Annotated in this window: 20 protein-coding genes; 14 read left to right on the plus strand and 6 right to left on the minus strand. The window is 58.9% G+C overall.

Annotated features, from left to right (window positions below; all coding sequences use genetic code 11):
• Window positions 1-61 precede the first annotated feature (61 nt).
• A complete protein-coding gene (locus tag AC1D19_RS10220; protein ID WP_477754526.1) occupies window positions 62-388 on the plus strand; it encodes a DOPA 4,5-dioxygenase family protein in 327 nt (108 codons plus the stop codon).
• On the opposite strand, the gene AC1D19_RS10225 is transcribed toward AC1D19_RS10220, so the two are convergent.
• Window positions 389-790, minus strand: coding sequence for a GFA family protein (locus AC1D19_RS10225; protein ID WP_477754525.1), 402 nt, complete (start codon window positions 788-790; stop codon window positions 389-391).
• 366 nt (window positions 791-1,156) lie between these two features.
• On the opposite strand from AC1D19_RS10225, the gene AC1D19_RS10230 reads away from it, so the two are divergent.
• From AC1D19_RS10230 to AC1D19_RS10270, 9 genes are all read left to right on the plus strand, one after another.
• Complete coding sequence (locus AC1D19_RS10230) at window positions 1,157-2,464, plus strand: CitMHS family transporter (protein ID WP_477754524.1); 1,308 nt, start codon at window positions 1,157-1,159, stop codon at window positions 2,462-2,464.
• 85 nt (window positions 2,465-2,549) lie between these two features.
• Window positions 2,550-3,317 (plus strand): TerC family protein, encoded by a 768-nt coding sequence (locus AC1D19_RS10235; protein ID WP_477763119.1) that lies wholly within the window; start codon window positions 2,550-2,552, stop codon window positions 3,315-3,317.
• 292 nt (window positions 3,318-3,609) lie between these two features.
• Entirely contained in the window at window positions 3,610-5,268 is a 1,659-nt protein-coding gene (locus AC1D19_RS10240; protein WP_477753455.1) for a Na/Pi cotransporter family protein, read from the plus strand.
• 56 nt (window positions 5,269-5,324) lie between these two features.
• Window positions 5,325-6,701 (plus strand): M16 family metallopeptidase, encoded by a 1,377-nt coding sequence (locus tag AC1D19_RS10245; protein ID WP_477763120.1) that lies wholly within the window; start codon window positions 5,325-5,327, stop codon window positions 6,699-6,701.
• A gap of 176 nt (window positions 6,702-6,877) precedes the next feature.
• Complete coding sequence (locus AC1D19_RS10250; protein ID WP_477763121.1) at window positions 6,878-7,906, plus strand: DUF5924 family protein; 1,029 nt, start codon at window positions 6,878-6,880, stop codon at window positions 7,904-7,906.
• 53 nt (window positions 7,907-7,959) lie between these two features.
• Window positions 7,960-9,108 carry an ABC transporter permease gene (locus AC1D19_RS10255; protein WP_477763122.1) on the plus strand — a complete coding sequence of 383 codons (1,149 nt, stop codon included), beginning with the start codon at window positions 7,960-7,962 and terminating at the stop codon, window positions 9,106-9,108.
• Entirely contained in the window at window positions 9,105-9,908 is an 804-nt protein-coding gene (locus AC1D19_RS10260) for an ABC transporter ATP-binding protein (protein WP_477763123.1), read from the plus strand. The genes AC1D19_RS10255 and AC1D19_RS10260 overlap by 4 nt, the downstream gene beginning before the upstream one ends.
• A gap of 1 nt (window position 9,909) precedes the next feature.
• Window positions 9,910-10,848, plus strand: a complete 939-nt coding sequence (locus AC1D19_RS10265) for an MlaD family protein (protein WP_477763124.1) — start codon at window positions 9,910-9,912, stop codon at window positions 10,846-10,848.
• Complete coding sequence (locus tag AC1D19_RS10270; RefSeq protein ID WP_477763125.1) at window positions 10,845-11,468, plus strand: ABC-type transport auxiliary lipoprotein family protein; 624 nt, start codon at window positions 10,845-10,847, stop codon at window positions 11,466-11,468. Before AC1D19_RS10265 ends, AC1D19_RS10270 begins: the two co-directional genes overlap by 4 nt.
• A 121-nt stretch (window positions 11,469-11,589) precedes the next feature.
• Here the strand turns inward: AC1D19_RS10270 and AC1D19_RS10275 are convergent, their stop codons facing one another.
• Together AC1D19_RS10275 and AC1D19_RS10280 are read right to left on the minus strand one after the other, a co-directional pair.
• Entirely contained in the window at window positions 11,590-12,240 is a 651-nt protein-coding gene (locus tag AC1D19_RS10275; RefSeq protein ID WP_477763126.1) for an HAD family hydrolase, read from the minus strand.
• Window positions 12,241-12,266: 26 nt separating this feature from the next.
• Window positions 12,267-12,812 carry a gamma carbonic anhydrase family protein gene (locus AC1D19_RS10280; protein ID WP_477763127.1) on the minus strand — a complete coding sequence of 182 codons (546 nt, stop codon included), beginning with the start codon at window positions 12,810-12,812 and terminating at the stop codon, window positions 12,267-12,269.
• 88 nt (window positions 12,813-12,900) lie between these two features.
• On the opposite strand from AC1D19_RS10280, the gene prlC reads away from it, so the two are divergent.
• Both prlC and AC1D19_RS10290 read left to right on the plus strand, forming a co-directional pair.
• Window positions 12,901-14,952, plus strand: a complete 2,052-nt coding sequence (gene prlC / locus AC1D19_RS10285; RefSeq protein WP_477763128.1) for an oligopeptidase A — start codon at window positions 12,901-12,903, stop codon at window positions 14,950-14,952.
• A complete protein-coding gene (locus AC1D19_RS10290) occupies window positions 14,949-15,236 on the plus strand; it encodes a YheV family putative zinc ribbon protein (protein WP_008018424.1) in 288 nt (95 codons plus the stop codon). Before prlC ends, AC1D19_RS10290 begins: the two co-directional genes overlap by 4 nt.
• Before the next feature lie 41 nt (window positions 15,237-15,277).
• Here the strand turns inward: AC1D19_RS10290 and AC1D19_RS10295 are convergent, their stop codons facing one another.
• The 3 genes from AC1D19_RS10295 to AC1D19_RS10305 all read right to left on the minus strand — a co-directional run bounded on the left by AC1D19_RS10295 (window position 15,278) and on the right by AC1D19_RS10305 (window position 17,068).
• Window positions 15,278-15,922, minus strand: coding sequence for a phosphatase domain-containing protein (locus tag AC1D19_RS10295; protein ID WP_477763129.1), 645 nt, complete (start codon window positions 15,920-15,922; stop codon window positions 15,278-15,280).
• A 158-nt stretch (window positions 15,923-16,080) separates the two neighbouring features.
• Window positions 16,081-16,665, minus strand: coding sequence for a hypothetical protein (locus tag AC1D19_RS10300; RefSeq protein WP_477763130.1), 585 nt, complete (start codon window positions 16,663-16,665; stop codon window positions 16,081-16,083).
• Window positions 16,666-16,762: 97 nt separating this feature from the next.
• The gene (locus AC1D19_RS10305; protein ID WP_477763131.1) at window positions 16,763-17,068 is read right to left on the minus strand and encodes a hypothetical protein; all 306 of its coding nucleotides are present in this window, start codon (window positions 17,066-17,068) and stop codon (window positions 16,763-16,765) included.
• Window positions 17,069-17,277: 209 nt separating this feature from the next.
• Here AC1D19_RS10305 and AC1D19_RS10310 point away from each other — a divergent pair, with 209 nt between their 5' ends.
• On the plus strand, window positions 17,278-18,336 hold the full coding sequence (locus AC1D19_RS10310; RefSeq protein WP_477763132.1) for a PA0069 family radical SAM protein: 1,059 nt from the start codon (window positions 17,278-17,280) through the stop codon (window positions 18,334-18,336).
• A gap of 243 nt (window positions 18,337-18,579) precedes the next feature.
• On the plus strand, window positions 18,580-19,311 hold the full coding sequence (locus AC1D19_RS10315) for a carbonic anhydrase (RefSeq protein ID WP_008045785.1): 732 nt from the start codon (window positions 18,580-18,582) through the stop codon (window positions 19,309-19,311).
• Window positions 19,312-19,373 lie beyond the last annotated feature (62 nt).

Genomic DNA, 19,373 nt, shown 5'->3' on the forward strand with positions numbered 1-19,373 from the left:
CTATATGATGTTTGACCCGCAGGAACCGGCGAGGGTTCGAACAGTTTTCAGAGGGGTTCAGATGCAGCAGATCACGGGTTACCACGCCCACGTTTATTTCGATGCCAGCACGATCGGGCAGGCGCGGGCCTTGTGTGAACAGGCGGCGCGTTTGTTTCCACTGAAAATGGGTCGCGTGCACGAACGCCCGGTCGGTCCGCACCCGGACTGGAGCTGCCAGTTGGCGTTCGAGCCGCAGGTGCTGGGCGACGTGCTGCCGTGGCTGGCGCTGAACCGCAAGGGTCTGGTGGTATTTCTGCACCCGGACACCGGCAACGATCTGCTTGACCACACCGAGCACGCGATCTGGATGGGCGCTATTCGTCCGCTGGACCTGTCTATTTTTTGATCAGAGTGTTTCTCCAGCCTCGCCGGGCAAATGTTCGTCCAGGTGCAGCCATGGCAAACGGTTGTCGGTCCAGATGTGCCGCTCGGCCGGTGCTTGCTCGGGATGGTCGAGGGTGGCGATGGTCAGGTCGATGCTTTCCGGGCTCAGGTGCGTCACCAGCGCCAGTTGCGCCCCACAGTGGCCGCAGAAATATCGCGCACAGGTGGATGAAGAATCGTACCGCGATGGCGTCCCGGCCAGCCATTGAAAGGCTGATGCTGGCACGGTGATCCAGGTGGTCACGATGCCGCCGCTGACCCGCCGGCAAATCGAGCAATGGCAGTGGGCGATGTCGTGCGGCGGTCCGCTGAATTGATAGCGCAGTTGCCCGCAGTGGCAGCCGCCGGTGTGAACTTCGACCATGCTGTTTCCTCCTGAAGTGGATTGACTGACGCCTTCGCGAGCCTGCTTGCGAAGGCCTCAACCCGATTTACACCTCATTGTCCCAATCCGACGACCGGTTGTACTTCCGGTCAACGCTTTCATTCTCGAAAGCTGGCTGAAAGCTTCCCCGATTAGGATCGCCCCCACTACCGGCAACAGACCGGTTGGCCAATGCCAGCGTTTTATTGCTCGCACAGCCCATTTAACAACAACAATGGTGATTCTGATGTCCTCTTCTACCCGCCACTTCGCTGTAACTCCGCCCGTACGTCTCGTGCTTCCCGTTCTGCGCTGATCCCGCCCGATCTGCCCATTCCCTAGTCGCGCTACGCCTGGAGTATTCCCATGCTGACTTTCCTTGGCTTCGCCATGGTCATCACGTTCATGTTCCTGATCATGACCAAGCGCCTGTCCGCGCTGATCGCCCTGATCATCATTCCGATCATCTTTGCCCTGTTCGGCGGTTTTTCGCCGAAGATCGGCCCGATGATGCTCGAAGGCATCACCAAGCTTGCGCCAACCGGCGTGATGCTGATGTTCGCTATTCTGTACTTCGCCCTGATGATCGACTCCGGCCTGTTCGACCCGGCCGTGCGCAAGATCCTCAAACTGGTCAAGGGCGACCCGCTGAAAGTTTCGGTCGGCACCGCCGTACTGGCGCTCGTCGTTTCCCTCGATGGTGACGGCGCGACCACTTATATGATCTGCGTGGCTGCCATGCTGCCGCTCTACAGCCGTATCGGCATGAGCCCGCGGATCATGGCCGGCCTGATCATCCTCGCCGGTGGCGTGATGAACATGACCCCATGGGGCGGCCCGACCGCTCGCGCTGCCAGTGCGTTGCATGTTGACCCGTCCGATATCTTCGTACCGATGATTCCTGCGATGTTGGCCGGTGTGGTGGCGATCCTGGTCATCGCCTACTTCTACGGCAAGCGTGAACGTGCTCGCCTGGGTGAACTGCACCTGGTGGGCGATGAAATCGACCACAGCGAAATCAGCGTTTCGCAGTTCCCGGATGCCCGTCGTCCGAACCTGATCTGGTTCAACGGCGCCCTGACCCTGGCCCTGATGGGCACCCTGATCGCCGGCCTGCTGCCGTTGCCGGTGCTGTTCATGGTGGCGTTCAGTATCGCCATGATCGTCAACTATCCTTGCCTGCAACAGCAGAAGGATCGCGTGGCGGCTCACGCCGGTAGCGTTCTGGCGGTAGTCGGGTTGATCTTTGCGGCCGGTATCTTCACCGGTATCCTGACCGGCACCGGGATGGTCGATGCCATGTCGAAAAGCCTGCTGGCGGTGATTCCGGATTTCCTCGGCCCGTACCTGGCGGTGATCACGGCGCTGGTCAGCATGCCGTTCACCTTCTTCATGTCGAACGATGCATTTTATTACGGCGTGTTACCGGTTCTTGCCGAGGCCGCCAGCCATTACGGTATAACCGCGGTGGAAATGGCACGTGCCTCGATCGTCGGTCAGCCCGTCCACCTGTTGAGCCCGCTGGTTCCATCGACCTACCTGTTGGTGGCCCTGGCCGGCATCGATTTCGGTGACCACCAGCGCTTCACCCTCAAGTGGGCAGTGCTGGTTTGTACCTGCATACTGATTGCTGCATTGCTGTTGGGGACTTTCCCGGTGTTCAGCACTCTATAAGCCCAAGACTCACCACTTCGGGTCCAGGCTTCGCTGTTTGAAGCCCGGGCCCGTTGTGGTTTAACAATTGCTCAAAGGAATACACATGGAATGGCTGACCAACCCTGAAATCTGGGTTGCCTTCTTCACCCTGACCGCCCTGGAAATCGTCCTGGGTATCGATAACATCATCATGATTTCGATCCTGGTCAGCCGCATGCCCAAGCACATGCAGGCGCGCACCCGGATTTTCGGTTTGGCGCTGGCCATGGTCACGCGAATCCTGCTTCTGCTGTCGATCACCTGGGTCATGCGCCTGACGGCGGACCTGTTCGTAGTCTTCGGCCAGGGTATTTCCGGACGCGACCTGATCCTGTTCTTCGGTGGTCTGTTCCTGCTGTGGAAAAGCTCGCAAGAGATGTACCACGCGCTGGAAGGTGAAGATGAAAGCAACGACGAACCTTCGGGCAAGGGCGGCAACTTCCTCTACACCATCATCCAGATCGCAATCATCGACATCGTGTTCTCCTTGGACTCGGTGATCACCGCGGTCGGCATGGTGTCCCACGTACCAGTCATGGTCGCGGCGATCATCGTGGCGGTACTGGTGATGATGTGGGCATCTGGCACCATCAGTGAGTTCATCGACAAGCACCCATCGCTGAAGATGCTGGCGCTGTCGTTCCTGTTGATCGTCGGTACGGTGCTGATTGCCGAATCCTTCGACGTGCACGTGCCAAAAGGCTACGTCTACTTCGCCATGGCGTTCTCGCTGGCGGTGGAAGCGATCAACATCAGGATGCGCACTGCCATCGCGAAAAAGAAGAAACAGCAGGATCCGGTAAAGCTGCGCAAGGACATTCCGGGCCAGTAACCCGAAAGCGCTAAATACGCAAAACCTGTGGGAGCGAGCCTGCTCGCGATGGCGGTCTGTCAGTCAACATCAATGTTGAATCTGGAGGCCTCATCGCGAGCAGGCTCGCTCCCACATTGTTTTGTGTGGCTGGAAGGCCAATGTTTCATGACAGTTTTGTTTCAATCCCTTCTTTGGCTATGCGATGCTGGCGCGCAGACCGTTAGCCAACTACAGCTTAAGTACAGAACGTAGAACGTCGCGCGGTACCGTCAACTTGCTCCATTGGGGCGCTACACCACAGGGGGTCATTATGCTCACCCTGCTCAATTTGCTTTCTGCCGTGGCCCTGCTGATCTGGGGCACGCACATCGTCCGAACCGGCATCCTGCGGGTCTACGGCACCAATTTGCGCCATGTCATCAGCCATAACATGTCCAACCGCTGGCTGGCTTTCGTCTCCGGGATCGCCGTGACGGCGATGGTCCAGAGCAGCAACGCCACCGCCATGCTGGTCACTTCCTTTGTCGGCCAGGGCCTGATGGCGCTGACCCCGGCACTGGTCACCATGCTCGGTGCCGATGTCGGTACGGCCCTGATGGCGCGGGTGCTGACGTTCGATCTGTCGTGGTTGTCGCCCCTGCTGATTTTTGCCGGGGTGATTTTCTTTCTGTCGCGCAAGCAGACCCGACTCGGGCAGATGGGCCGTGTCGCCATTGGCTTGGGCTTGATCATTCTGGCGCTGCAACTGATTGTCGAAGCCGCGCATCCGATTACCCATGCCAAAGGGGTGAAGGTGATTTTCGCCTCGCTCACCGGCGACCTCCTGCTCGACGCCCTGGTCGGCGCGCTGTTCGCGATGGTTTCCTATTCCAGCCTGGCCGCAGTGTTGCTCACCGCGACTCTGGCGGGCGCCAACGTGATCAGCCTGCCGGTGGCCATCGGGCTGGTGATCGGCGCCAATATCGGCAGCGGCGTGCTCGCCTTCCTCAGCACCAGCATGCAGAACGCCGCCGGGCGGCAAGTGGCGCTGGGCAGCCTGCTGTACAAACTGATTGGTCTTTTATTGATCATTCCGGTACTTGATCCGCTGGTGCGCTGGCTCGATGGCCTCGACTTCAGCCCTCAGGAAATGGTCATCGGCTTTCACCTGCTCTACAACACCGTGCGCTGTCTGATCCTGCTGCCCAGTGTCGGGCCGATGGCCAGATTTTGTGCCTGGGTACTGCCGGAGCGCCTGCAGGCCAACGGCACGGCCAAGCCCCGGCACCTTGACCCCACAGCGTTGGTCACGCCCGGTTTGGCGCTGGCCAACGCGGCCCGGGAAACCCTGCGCATGGGCGACCTGATCGACAACATGCTCGAAGCCATGCTCGACGTGTTGCGCGGCAAGCAAACCGCCGTCACCCAGGAAATGCGCCGCCTGACTGACGATGTCGAAGCGCTCTACAGCGCGATCAAGTTGTATCTGGCGCAAATGCCCCGGGAAGATCTCAGCGATCAGGACAGTCGGCGCTGGGCGGAAATCATCGAACTGGCGATCAACCTGAAACTCGCCAGCGATTTGATCGAACGCATGCTGCGCAAGGTCCAGCAGCAGAAAACCTCGCAGCGCCGGTCGTTTTCCGAAGTCGGGCTGGACGAATTGACCGGGTTGCAGACGCAGTTGATTTCCAACCTGCGACTCGGGATGTCGGTGTTTCTCAGCGCCGACCCGGAAAGCGCTCGCCAGTTGGTGCGTGAAAAACGTCGTTTCCGTGCACAGGAGCGGCGCCTGGCCCATGCTCATGTCAGCCGTTTGCAACGTAAAATCGTGCAGAGTATCGAAACCAGTTCGTTGCACCTGGAGCTGATCGCCGACATGAAGCGTCTGAATTCGCTGTTTTGCAGCAGTGCCTACGTGGTGCTGGAAACATCAGACACCGGCGCGCTGGTGGTCGACGATTTGACTGACATTACGCATTCACCCTGAACGTCCACAGTTACTTGAAGTCTGTTGAACTCACGCTAGCCGTACGGAAGCTTGTTATGCGTTGCCTGTTGTTCGCCTGCCTGTTGCTTGGTTCTTTTCCGTCGCTGGCCCTGGATCGCTTCCAGGTCGAGGGCTACACCCTGCGCAACGGTTTGCAGTTGCTACTCAAACCCGGCACTGACCGCGGGCATGTGGCGATCCGGCTGGTGGTCGGCGTTGGCCTGGACGATTTCAATTGCGAAGAAAAGGAATTGCCGCATCTGCTGGAACACCTGTTGTTCAGCGGCATCGACGCCAGTGGCGAAGGTGGCCTGGAAGAACGCATGCAGGCCCTGGGCGGTGAGTGGAACGCCTTCACCAGCAATGCCGATACGACTTTCGTCATCGAAGCGCCGGCGAAAAACCAGCGCAAGGTGCTCGACCTGCTGCTGGCGCTGCTGACCCAGACCCGTTTCGACGACAACGCCATCCACGCGGCCAAGCAAGTGGTCGAGCGTGAAGACGGTGGCCACTACTCGCACCTGCAACGCTGGCTCGATCGTCAGGACCTCGGCCACACGGCTAGCAACCAACTGGCCGTGGAGCTGGGCCTCAAGTGCCCGGAGCGTGCGCAAGTCGATGATCTGACCCATGAGCAACTGGAGCAGGTGCGCAAGGACTGGTATGCGCCGAACAACATGACCCTGATCGTGGTCGGCGACCTCGACAAGTTGCTGCCGGCCTATCTGGAGCGGGCGTACGGCGCGCTGGACGCGATTACGCCTGGCGAGCATCCGCCGCTGCCGCAAATCCAGGCCAGCGCCGCCCATGAGCGCACCTTGACCCACGGTCTGGTCGGCAACAGCGCCAAGTTGCACTGGCTGGTGCCGGAGCCGGTGCTGGACGACGGGCACGACCAAACCTTCGATTTGCTCAAGGACTACCTGGATTGGGCGCTCTATCGGCAGCTGCGCCTGGCTCACGGTTTGTCCTACGGCCCGTGGGCGGAACGCGAGGTGTTCGGCGGCGTGGGTTTCATGAGCCTCAATGCCGACCTTGAACGCGACGACGTGCTCGCGGCCGAACAAGTGCTCGATGACTTGAAGGCCGGACTGCTCAAGGACGGCCTCAATGCCGACACCTTCAACCGCCTCAAACAGGCCGCGATTGCCCGTCAGGCCTGGGCCGTACAAGGCAACAGCGCGTTGGCCGACTACTACTGGAGCGCCATCGGTGATTACGAGGACGGCCGCTTCACCGACCCGGCCCGTGAGCTGCAAGGGGTGACGCTGGAAGAGGCGAACAAGGCCGTGCGTGAGCTGCTGTTGCAGCCGGGGTATTTGCGGATCGAGAAGCCGCTGTTCAGCTATGACCAGTTGATGTGGTTGGCGGTCGGTGTGGCGGGGCTGATCGTACTGATATTGCTGGGCTGGCGTTTGCACCGCCGACAGTAATCATTCCATCTGGCGAGTGACTAACTGTGGTGATCCGACAAGCCCCCTCGCCACATTTGATCTTCTGTCTGCTCACAGGGTTTTATGTTCGGTCAGGCTGAACGGCCCCTCGCCACAGCGCCGCACCAACGGTACCCTGTCGAGGTTTTTTCCTACGACTACTGTGAAACCGCCGAATGCAAAACCTGACCCTATTCGTACAGCGCATCCTCGAATTGATGAAGCGCTACCCTGGGGTTATTGCACTTGGTGGTTTCATCTCCGGGGTGGGCAGTTTCATTCTGGTCGATCGCCAGCAAGGCCTGGCGAGCTGGATCACCACCATCATGCTGATCAGCTGGATCTGGCTGATGCTGGAAAACAGTCTGACCAAGCTGTTCACGCGCATTTTCAAGCGCGAAATTCCGGAACCGTTACTGCGCTATGCAACGCAGATGATCCATCAGGAAAGCCTGTTCTTTGTCCTGCCGTTCTTCTTCATCACCACGACGTGGAACAGCGGCCAGCTGGTTTTCACTGGGCTGCTGGGCGTCGCGGCGCTGATTTCGATCATCGACCCGCTCTACTACAAGTGGCTGGCGCCACGGCGCTGGGCGTTTCTGGCCCTGCACACCCTGACCCTGTTCGCCGCCCTGCTCACTGCGTTGCCGGTGATCATGCACCTGACCACCGCACAAAGTTTCAAATGGGCGCTGGGCATCTCGGTGCTGTTGTCGTTTCCGAGCCTGGCGTCGATCTTCCCGATTCGTACCATACGCAGTGCGTTGGCGATTTTGAGTATCACCCTGGGCATTGGCGTCGTCGGTTGGGAGCTGCGCTCGTGGGTGCCGCCGGCGACGCTGTGGATGACCGACGTGGCCATCAGCACGCAAATGCAGGACCGCACGCCTGGTGCCAGCCTCGAAGAAGTCAGTGCCGAACAGATACGCAATGGCGGGCTCTACGCGTACACCGCGATCAACGCCCCGCGTGGCCTGGACGAGCGGATTTATCACGTCTGGCAGTTCAACGGTAAAGAGGTCGACCGCATTCCTCTGGATATTCACGGCGGGCGCAAGGAAGGTTACCGGGCCTGGACCCACAAGCAGAATTTCCCGGGCAACCCGGCTGGCAAATGGCAGGTTCGGGTGCTGACCGAAGATGGCCAGGTCATCGGCGTGCTGCGCTTCAAAGTCACGGACAGCACAGCGATCAAAGAAAAGTAATCCGGTTCGTGCTATTACGTAGGCTGCGTAATCACTGAACAAGCACGGAGCTTATGATCAGCAGCACGATGGCCGGCAACGCCCGATTAGACACGTCGCTTACCCCTGCGCGGTTGCGGGTGACGGGCGACTGGACGCTTACCCATTACGCTGACCTCAAACTGTTGAGCGAAAAGCTCCACGGCCAGTACGACGCCAACACCCCCATCGATCTCAACGGTCTCGGCGCCCTCGACACCGCCGGCGCCTCGCTATTGGTAGAGCTGCTCGGCTCCGAGCGCCTTGGCCGCTCCGCCGAACATCCTGATTGCACACTCTGCGCCGCCGATCGGGCGTTGCTGCAAACCGTCTACTGCTCGTTGACCGATTTCTGCGTACCGATCAAGGAACCGGAAGTCAGCGTTTCCATTCAGTTACTGACCCGCATTGGCCGCGCGGTGGACACCGTCTGGCAGGACACCCTGCAATTGCTGGGTTTCGTTGGCCTGATCATCGAAACCATCGCCCGCGGCCTGTTCCGGCCCAAACGCTGGCGTGTCACACCGATGATCGCCCATATCGAACAGACCGGCCTCGATGCCGCCCCAATTGTTGCCCTGCTGACCTTTCTGGTGGGCGCCGTGGTGGCGTTTCTCGGATCGACGGTGCTGGCCACTTTCGGTGCCACCGTCTTCACCGTGGACCTGGTGGGGTTCGCCTTTTTGCGCGAATTCGGTGTGTTGCTGACCGCGATCCTGATGGCCGGGCGCACCGCCAGTGCGTTCACGGCGCAAATCGGTTCGATGAAGGCCAACGAGGAAATCGACGCCATCCGCACCCTGGGCCTCGACCCCGTGGAATTGCTGGTGGTGCCGCGGGTGCTGGCGTTGCTGATCGCCCTGCCGATGCTGACCTTTCTGGCGATGCTGTCGGGGATTATTGGCGGTGCCGTGGTCTGCGCGGTGGCGCTGGATATCTCGCCGGCGATGTTCCTGTCGCTGCTGCAAACGGACATCGGCGTTCAGCACTTTCTGGTGGGGATCGTCAAAGCGCCGGTCTTCGCCTTCCTCATCGCTGCCATCGGTTGTCTTGAAGGCTTCAAGGTCAGTGGCAGCGCCGAGTCTGTGGGCGCGCACACCACGTCGAGCGTGGTGCAGTCGATTTTCGTAGTGATCGTAATGGATGCGATAGCCGCGATGTTTTTCATGGAGATGGGTTGGTGAGTCGTATCCCCCGAGCGCCCTCCGAGGCAGTGATTGAAGTACGTGGGCTGTGCAATCGCTTTGGCCGCCAGAGCGTGCACGAGAACCTCGACCTGGACTTGTACAAAGGCGAGATCCTCGCCGTGGTCGGCGGCTCCGGCAGCGGCAAATCGGTGCTGCTGCGCAGCATTGTCGGGTTGCGCCAGCCCAGCGAAGGCGTGGTGAAAGTCTTCGGGAAAAACCTGCCGACCTTGTCCGAACACGAGCGTTCGCTGGTGGAGCGGCGATTCGGCGTGCTGTTCCAGAAAGGCGCGCTGTTCTCTTCGCTGACCGTAACCGAGAACGTCGCCCTGCCGCTGATCGAACACGCCGGCTTGAGCCGCAACGACGCCGAGCACCTGGCAGCGGTGAAAATGGCCCTGGCCGGGTTGCCGCTGTCGGCGGCGGAGAAGTATCCCTCGTCGCTGTCCGGCGGCATGATCAAGCGTGCCGCGCTGGCCCGGGCATTGGCGCTGGATCCGGATATCCTGTTTCTCGACGAGCCCACCGCCGGCCTCGATCCGATCGGTGCCGCTGCGTTCGACCAATTGATCCTGACCCTGCGCGATGCCCTGGGCCTGAGTGTCTTTCTGGTGACTCACGACCTCGACACGCTCTACACCATCACTGACCGGGTGGCGGTGCTGGCGCAGAAAAAAGTGCTGGTGGCGGACGCCATCGACAAGGTGTCGGAAACCAACGATGCGTGGATTCACGAATACTTCCATGGCCCTCGTGGCCGCGCGGCATTGACGGCCGCCCAACAGCTCAACGAGGTCTGACATGGAAACCCGAGCCCATCATGTATTGATCGGCCTGTTCACGGTGATTGTGGTGACGGCCGCGCTGCTGTTCGGCCTGTGGCTGGCCAAGTCCAGTGTCGATACCGAGTTCAAGGACTACGAAGTCGTGTTCAACGAGGCGGTCAGCGGTTTGTCCAAGGGCAGTTCGGTGCAGTACAGCGGGATCAAGGTCGGCGACGTGATCTCGCTGCGCCTGGACCCGAAAGACCCGCGCCGGGTGCTGGCGCGAATTCGCCTGGCCGGCGATACCCCGGTCAAGGAAGACACCAATGCCAAGTTGGCCCTGACCGGCGTCACCGGGACTTCGATCATCCAGCTCAGCGGCGGCACACCACAGAGCCCGACGCTCAAGGGCAAGGACGGCAACCTGCCGACCATCGTCGCCTCGCCCTCTCCCATCGCCCGCCTGCTCAATGACAGCAACGATTTGATGTCCGGCGTGAACACGCTGATGCGTAACGCCAACCTGATGTTTTCCACGGAAAACATCGAGCGCATCAGCAACACCCTGGAGCACCTGGAGCAAACCACCGGGACCATTGCCGAGCAGCGTGGCGATATCCGCCAGGCCATGCAGCAACTGGCCTCGGTGGGCAAGCAGGCCAACACCATGCTGGAGCAGACCACGGCGCTGATGCGCAATGCCAACGGGCTGCTCAACGAGCACGGCAAGGAGGCGCTGGGCAGCGCCGAGCAGGCGATGAAATCCCTGCAGGAGAGCAGCGCCACCCTCAACAAACTGATCACCGCCAATCAGGACTCGCTCAACAGCGGCATGCAAGGCCTCAACGGCCTGGGCCCGGCCGTGCGCGAGATGCGCGAAACCCTGAGTTCGTTGCGCACCATTACCACACGCCTGGAAGCCAACCCCAGCGGTTACCTGCTGGGCAGTGAAAAGACCAAGGAATTCACGCCATGAAGCTGATTCGGATTGCCCTCCTCGCTGGCTTCACGCTGATCAGTTCGTGCTCGATCCTGCCCAAGCCCGAGCCCTTCGAGGTCTATCGATTGCCGTCGGCCAAGAGCGCATCGGCCAGCCATGGCACACCGCAGCGCTGGTCGCTGCGCGTGACCAAATTCCAGTCCAGCGAAGCGTTGAACAGTCCGAACATTGCCGTGATTCCCCAGGGCGATGTGATCAGCCACTACAAGGGTTCACGCTGGAGCGACCCGGCGCCGGTACTGGTGCGCAATCGCCTGTTGGAAGGTTTCCAGCATGACGGACGGGTGCCGTTGCTGAGCACCGATGACAGCATTTTCCAGACCGATCTTGAATTGGGCGGCAGCCTGCAGGCGTTCCAGACTGAATACCAGGGCACGAATGCCAGCGCGGTCGTGCGTCTGGATGCATTGCTGGTGCGCAGTTACGACCAGCGCATCCTCGCCAGCCGCCGCTTTGAAGTGCGCCAGCCACTCAGCGATGTGCAGGTCCCGGCGGTGGTGGTCGGGTTCGGTCAGGCGAACGATCAGTTGACCACGCAGGTGGTGAACTGGGCGGTTGAGCAAGGACAGAAACTCGCCCCGCTGCCCAGACCCTGAAGACTTACGCCGTCCCCCTGTGGGAGCGAGCCTGCTCGCGATAGCGGTGTGTCAGACACTTTGATTTTGAATGTGCGGCCGTCATCGCGAGCGGGCTCGCTCCCACAGGGGTAAAGCCGTATCAGCGCTGCAAAAACGCCTGATGCAGTTCAACCAGCGTTTCAAAATGATACGCCGGCGCTTCGGCGCTCAACTCTCCGTGGCTGCCGAACCCGTAACCCACCGCTGCCGCGTCCAGCCCGTTGCTGCGTGCGCCGATCAGGTCGTGCTTGCGGTCGCCGATCATCAGGGTGTTGGCCGGGTCCAGGTTTTCTTCGGCCATCAGGTGAGCAATCAGCTCGACCTTGTTGGTCCGGGTGCCATCCAGTTCGCTGCCGTAAATCACCTTGAAGTGTTTGGCAAAGTCGAAATGCCGGGCGATTTCCCGGGCGAACACCCACGGCTTCGAGGTCGCAATATACAGCTGTCGGCCTTGCCCGCTCAGGGTTTCCAGCAGCGGCGTGACACCATCGAACACCCGGTTTTCGTAGAGTCCGGTGACCTTGAAGCGCTCGCGGTAGAAATTCACCGCCTCCCACGCCTTCGGCTCGTCGAAATCGTAGAACTGCATGAACGCCTGCAACAGCGGCGGGCCAATGAAGTGTTCGAGTTTGCTCAGGTCCGGCTCATCGATCCCTAGTTTGCTCAAGGCAAATTGAATAGAGCGGGTGATGCCTTCGCGTGGGTCGGTCAGGGTGCCATCGAGGTCGAACAAAACGGTTTGGTAATGCATGTTGAATCCTGAATAAGAGTGCCGGGTCAAAGCTGGTCGTAACCTTCGGCCAGATGCAGGTCCTTGAGCTTCACGTAGTTCGCCGCGCTGTAGGTGAAAAAGGCGCGCTCCTTGTCGGTCAGCGGGCGGATCTGCTTCACCGGGCTGCCCACATACAGGAAGCCGCTTTGCAGATGCTTGCCCGGCGGCACCAGGCTGCCGGCACCAATGATCACATCATCGTCGACCAGCGCACCGTCCATGACGATGCTGCCCATGCCGATCAACACTCGGCTGCCTACCGAACAGCCATGCAGCATGACCTTGTGGGCGATGGTCACGTCATCGCCGATCAGCAATGGAAAGCCATCCGGGTTGAACGGCCCGGCGTGGGTGATGTGCAACACGCAGCCATCCTGCACGCTGGTGCGCGCGCCGATGCGGATGCGGTGCATGTCGCCACGAATCACTGTCAGCGGCCAGATGGAGCTGTCTTCGCCAATTTCAACGTCGCCGATCACCACCGCCGAGCCGTCGACAAAAGCGCCTTTACCCAGCAGCGGCGTGTGGTTCTGATACTTGCGAAGGTTCACGATAGGGTTTCTCTCTGTTGCTGATAGCTGCGGTGAGCGTCGATTGTAATTAAGATGACTGCATGTTTCTCCAGCCAAGGTATCAACCGTGAGCGTGAACAACCCTCTTTTGCAGTCCTATGACCTGCCGCCGTTCTCCGCCATCCGCGCTGAACACGTACAACCGGCCATTGAACAGATCCTGGCTGATAACCGTGCCGCCATCGTCGAGATCCTCAAGACCCAGGTCAAACAGCCAACGTGGGCTGGCCTGGTGCTGGCGATGGACGAACTCAATGACCGTCTGGGTGCCGCCTGGAGCCCGGTCAGCCACCTCAACGCCGTGTGCAACAGCGCCGAACTGCGTGAAGCCTACGAGTCGTGCCTGCCGGTCTTGAGCGCCTATTCCACCGAATTGGGCCAGAACCGCGAACTGTTCCAGGCTTTCGAAGCCCTGGCCAGCAGCCCGGAGGCCGCCGGTTTCGACGTGGCGCAGAAAACTATCCTGGAACACTCCCTGCGTGACTTCCGTCTGTCGGGTATCGACCTGCCGGAAGCCGAACAGAAGCGTTACGCCGAAGTGCAGAGCAAGCTGTCCGAGCTGGGCAGCCGTTTCTCCAACCAGTTGCTCGATGCCACTCAGGCCTGGACCAAGCACATCACCGATGAAGCCGCCCTCGCCGGCCTGACCGACTCGGCCAAGGCGCAAATGGCCGCCGCGGCTCAGGCCAAGGATCTGGACGGCTGGCTGATCACCCTGGAATTCCCGAGCTATTACGCGGTGATGACCTACTCCCATGACCGCGCATTGCGTGAAGAAGTTTACGCCGCGTACTGCACCCGTGCGTCGGACCAAGGCCCGAATGCCGGCCAGAACGATAACGGCCCGGTCATGGAAGAAATCCTCGACCTGCGTCAGGAACTGGCAAAACTCTTGGGTTTCAGTAGTTTTTCCGAGCTGAGCCTGGCGACCAAAATGGCCGAATCCAGCGATCAGGTACTGAGTTTCCTGCGCGACCTGGCCAAGCGCAGCAAGCCGTTCGCCGCCCAGGATCTGGAGCAGCTCAAGGCTTACGCCGCCGAACAAGGCTGCCCGGATCTGCAGAGTTGGGACAGCGGTTTCTACGGTGAAAAACTCCGTGAGCAGCGTTACAGCGTGGCCCAGGAAGCCCTGCGCGCCTACTTCCCGATCGACAAGGTGTTGAGTGGTCTATTTGCCATTGTTCAGCGCCTGTACGGCATCGAAATCGCCGAGCTCAAAAGCTTCGACACCTGGCACCCGGATGTCCGCCTGTTTGAAATCAAGGAAAACGGCCAGCACGTCGGTCGCTTCTTCTTCGACCTGTACGCTCGCGCCAACAAGCGCGGCGGTGCCTGGATGGATGGCGCCCGCGACCGTCGCCGCACGGCTGGCGGCGTGCTGCAAAGCCCGGTGGCGAACCTGGTGTGCAACTTCACCCCGGCCGACAGCGGCAAGCCTGCGCTGCTGACCCATGACGAAGTCACCACCCTGTTCCATGAATTCGGTCACGGCCTGCATCATCTGCTGACCCGCGTCGAGCATGCTGGCGTGTCCGGCATCAACGGCGTGGCCTGGGATGCGGTCGAACTGCCAAGCCAGTTCATGGAAAACTGGTGCTGGGAACCGGAAGGCCTGGCGCTGATTTCCGGTCATTATGAAACCGGCGAACCACTGCCGCAGGACCTGCTGCAGAAAATGCTCGCGGCGAAAAACTTCCAGTCCGGCCTGATGATGGTGCGCCAACTGGAGTTCTCGCTGTTCGACTTCGAACTGCACGCCACCCACGGCGACGGCCGCAGCGTGCTGCAAGTGCTCGAAGGCGTGCGCGACGAGGTTTCGGTGATGCGACCACCGGCCTACAACCGTTTCCCCAACAGCTTTGCGCATATCTTCGCCGGTGGTTATGCCGCGGGTTATTACAGCTACAAATGGGCTGAAGTGCTGTCGGCCGATGCGTTCTCGAAGTTCGAAGAAGAAGGCGTGCTCAATGCCGACACCGGTCGCGCCTTCCGTGAAGCGATCCTGGCACGCGGCGGTTCCCAGGAGCCTATGGTGTTGTTCGTCGACTTCCGTGGCCGTGAGCCATCGATTGACGCACTCTTGCGCCACAGCGGCCTGAGTGAGGGCGCAGCAGCATGAGTGAGGGACCTGTGATTACGAAAAAACGCTTTATCGCCGGGGCGGTCTGCCCGGCATGCAGCGAGCCGGACAAATTGATGATGTGGAATGAAGACCAGGTCCCGCACCGTGAGTGCGTGGCCTGCGGTTACTCCGACACGCTCAATGAACAAGGGCTATCGGTGCCCAAGGAGTTGGGTACGCGGGTTAATACCAGCGCACTCAAACCAGCCGACACCAAGGTTCAGGCGGTTCAGTTCTTCCCGAACCCGAAACTGAAGAAAAAGCCGGACGAACAGCACTGAGTGAAAAAAAGCCCCCTTGCGCCATGCAACGGGGGCTTTTTTTATTCAATATGGGCGGACTTGAACCAGCTCTTCATCGAGCACGTGGCGAACGGGCTGGTGCTGCAATCGCCATTGGCCAGTGCCGTGCGCAGTTTTTCGACGTCGGCCTGCATCATGTAGCGGATGCCGTCCTTGAAGTGGGTACTGTCACCAAAGCCGCCCTGGGTCATTTCGTTCAGGGCCTCTTCCTTGGTCCAGCCCTGGATGACAACCCGGTACATGGCCGCCATCAGGCCGGTACGGTCGGAGCCGTGTTTGCAATGCATCAGCACCGGGCCTTTGGCTTCGGCAGACTTGATGGCGCGCAAGGCCTTGAGTACATCGGCGTCATCCACATGGTTGGTGCGATAAGGCAGTTGTACTTGAGTGATGCCTGGCGTAGACAACCAACTGGAGTCCGCTTCAGGCAGGAAGTTGATCACCGTCCCGACCTTGAGTGTCTCCAGCAGCGGCACCGCCCCCTTGTCCGGCAAGGCGCTGCGATAGAGCGTCGGCGACATCTGGAAGAGGTTGTATTGCTTCTCTACCGGTTGAGCCCAGTCTGCCGGACGGTGCGCAGTACTGTCGTCGGCAAACGCTGGTGTCTGGCTGAACAGAGCGACCAGCGAAAGGCACAGTGCAGGGAAAAGGCGTGGTAGGAACATGCTCGAATGACCGTTCAGAAAGAGTCTGGATATTCACAAGCAGCATCAACTCTCACCGGTCAAAGGCCTGTGAGGGTCGTGTGAATGAAATGTGAAACATCGGCGCGGGTTGATCGTAGAGGTGCCAAAGCGCCTGGACAGCTTTCAGTAAGCCAGATTTACAGTTTGAACTTGATGAATGTTTTGACCAGTTCGTCCAGCCCCGTAATGGTCATCGGAGGGGAATGAGGGTAGAGCCTGCGAGTTTGAAAAGTCGCACCATCGTCAAGGGAGGATGCAATCAGGAGAAAGTCCAGCTCCGGTTGATCTCGATCCTCCATGTTCACTACCTCAACGCTTACTGATATTTTCGCAGGCGGGAGGGGCGGAACGGGTTGTTCCGGATCAAAAATATCAACCAGGTCGGGAGGGTCCAGAGAAATAAACACCCCAGAGTCCAAGTCAATTACCGTTTGATTGTGGTAAACGAGAGCAAGTTTGGTAATGGCCTCGACGTCCTTCTCATCAATGCTGTTATCGCCGTTGATATTCATATCGGACCACGGATCAAAATCGAGTTTATGCTCGTCGGTACCCTCGTAATTAAAATTCAAGCTTATGGTTGTTATGTTGTTGTAGAAGTTGTCAGAGAATGGGTTTGTATTGTTTTCGGTGTTTTCTCTTATCAACTTTATCGTTATTTTTTTATATTGAGGCTTTTGTATTTCTTGTAAAAATACGCCTGCATTTCTGGGCGCCCACATATTAATATCCCTGTTTTTTTCAGTCTACTGCGCATGATCTCCAAGCGCAGCAGATCAGTGTGGTTTCTATTTTCTCTACGTGAAGATCAGTCCCCGATCACGGATTTTTGAAACCTGCATAAGCTTTAGCCAGCGCCAGCAGCTTAGCCTTGTCATCTGTATCGATATCACTGTCACCGTCGATATCTTTATTGGCATTGCGGATACTGAACGTTTGTCCGCCATCATACGAGGCTGCCAGAAGCGTAGTGGAATCCACCAGGGCAGTAGTGACTACAGAGTTTTCCGCATCCCAACCCTCCTGTTTCAATGCAAACTGCATCGATACCAGTACTTCGTCCGGGTTTACAGGCGTTGGGCCGAGTTTTTGCAAAAAGATACCACGACTGTTTAAAACTGACATGATCAAATCCCTTTATGAAATATCAATATTCAAGTTTGTTGCGATGGAAATAGTACCGACGCTTTTGCCATGTCAGCCAGACTTTATATGTGTCTCTTGGTTGCCTGGATATAATGTATTCAATATAAAAAAGAGCAGATGCCGAACGGCACTGGTGATCTGCCATTTTTAGCTATACTGTATGTGCATACAGTTATCAGGATTTTGCCATGCACACGCCATTGCCTCCCCGTGGCCGCGGCACCGCAACCAACCCGCACAACCGCTTTGCCCCCAGCCAGTCGGTGGCCGAAGACGATGGCTGGTATCAGGAAGTGCCGCTCACCCAAGGCACCGAGGTGCGCATCGAAACGGCGAAAACCATCATTACCCGCAACACGTCGCCGGACTTGCCCTTCGATCGCTCGATCAATCCCTATCGCGGCTGCGAGCACGGTTGCATTTATTGCTATGCGCGCCCCAGTCACGCCTATTGGGACATGTCGCCGGGGCTGGATTTTGAGACGAAACTGATCGCCAAGACCAACGCCGTGGATGTGCTGGAGGAGCAGCTGTCCAAACGTGGTTATCAATGCGCACCGATCAATCTGGGTTCCAACACCGACCCGTATCAACCGATTGAGCGTGAATACCAAATCACCCGCCGAACCCTCGAAGTGTTGCTGCGCTACCGCCATCCGGTGACCATCGTCACCAAGGGCTCACTGATTCTTCGCGACCTGGACCTGCTGAGCGAACTCGCGCGGCACAGGTTGGTGGCGGTGATGATCAGCCTCACCAGCCTCGATGACGAACTCAAACGCATCCTCGAACCCCGCGCAGCGGCGCCAAAGGCTCGATTGCGGGCCATCCGGGTGATGCGCGAAGCGGGCATCCCGGTCGGTGTTCTGTGTTCGCCGATGATCCCGATGATTAATGACAGCGAACTCGAAAGTCTGCTTACCAAGGCCCATGCGGCCGGGGCGCAGAACGCCGCCTACATGATGCTGCGCTTGCCGCTGGAAGTGGCGCCCCTGTTCGAGGAATGGCTGGCGGCCCACTACCCTCAACGGGCGGCGCATGTGCTGAGCCTGATTCGCCAGAGCCGTGGCGGCGAGCTTTATGACAGCCGCTTTGGTGCGCGGATGCGCGGTGAAGGCCCGTTTGCGGACCTGCTGGCGCAGCGCTTTGCCAAAGCGATCAAACGGCTGGGACTCAATCACCGGGAAGGCTTCAACCTGGACTGCAATGCCTTTTGTCCGCCCGGTCGCCAAATGTCGTTGATTTGAGGACAATTGGCCTATGGTTGAGTACTGAAGATTGCGCTCACGCCTTAGGCTGGTCACGTTTTTTGTGACCTGGAACACGCGTCCTAGAGCGTTTTATTCAGTTTCAATTAAGATTAGGCCGCTACCTTGTTCATCGAGTGACTGATGGGTCGAGATGTTTGGCCTGGATGTTTTTAACCAGCCACTGGCATCACACCGGACCACACGGGATGACTCCCTGAGCCCGCCAATGAGGATGAATTGATGAGTGACAAGGATAAACAGCCGTTGGCTGCGTCGGCTTCAGCCCAACCCGAGGCAGAAACCGCCGATGCAGCGTTGCAGCATATCGTTGACGGCTTTTTGCATTTTCATCATGAGATCTTTCCTCAGCAGGAAGAGCTCTTCAAGAAACTCGCCACGGCCCAGCGGCCGCGAGCGATGTTCATTGCCTGCGCCGATTCGCGCATTGTTCCTGAATTAATCACTCAAAGCTCCCCAGGCGATCTGTTCGTGACTCGCAACGTCGGCAACGTTGTACCGCCTTACGGGCAAATGAACGGCGGTGTTTCCACGGCGATCGAGTACGCCGTACTGGCTCTGGGGGTGCATCACATCATCATTTGCGGGCATTCCGACTGCGGCGCCATGCGTGCGGTGCTCAACCCGGACAGTCTGGAAAAAATGCCCACGGTCAAAGCCTGGCTGCGTCATGCCGAAGTGGCCAAAACCATGGTGCAGGAGAACTGCAACTGCTCTAGCGAAAGCGAAAGCATGCACATCCTAACCGAAGAGAACGTGATCGCCCAATTGCAGCATCTGCGCACCCATCCGTCGGTGGCTTCGCGCATGGCCAACGGTCAGCTATTTATTCACGGCTGGGTCTACAACATCGAAACCAGCGAAATCAAAGCGTACGACGCCGATCAAGGTTGTTTCCTGCCGCTCAATGGCAGCCTGCCAATTCCCGTGGCGACGCCCAAAGCGCGCTTCTAAACCCTCCTAAATCGTTGTGTGGTTCATCCGAGGCTGCCGTTCAGGCAGCCTGGCTTTGCCAT

The sequence above is a fragment of the Pseudomonas sp. P1_C12 genome (assembly GCF_056406435.1).